Below are 287 nucleotides of genomic sequence, written 5' to 3'. Positions count from 1 at the left end.
GAATCTCTTGAGCTAATAATTCAGGTTCCGGCAAACTATCTAAATCAACGTGACTATCATCCTTTAACCAAAATATATCAAAATTAGTTTTATCCCTGTTTATCAACTCAGCATATGAATATTTTCTAAATCTTCCCTTTTTATTATCCTTACCCCAAGTCTCATTAGTGAGATTTCTATCTGTTTCATGGTAACATTCCACAAATGATTTCAAGTTTTCATATTTTAATACTTGCTTTTTTAGGGTATGGTGCACATTTGTTCTATAGTCATAAAACCATATTTCT

Annotated in this window: 1 pseudogene; it reads right to left on the bottom strand. The window is 30.3% G+C overall.

Annotated features, from left to right (window positions below):
* A pseudogene (locus WFZ86_RS20250) lies at positions 1-287 on the bottom strand (SAM-dependent DNA methyltransferase); the annotation flags it as partial.

This window comes from Flavobacterium polysaccharolyticum (assembly GCF_038739875.1).
Lineage (GTDB): Bacteria > Bacteroidota > Bacteroidia > Flavobacteriales > Flavobacteriaceae > Flavobacterium > Flavobacterium polysaccharolyticum.
This window is presented reverse-complemented; position numbering and strand designations above follow the sequence as displayed.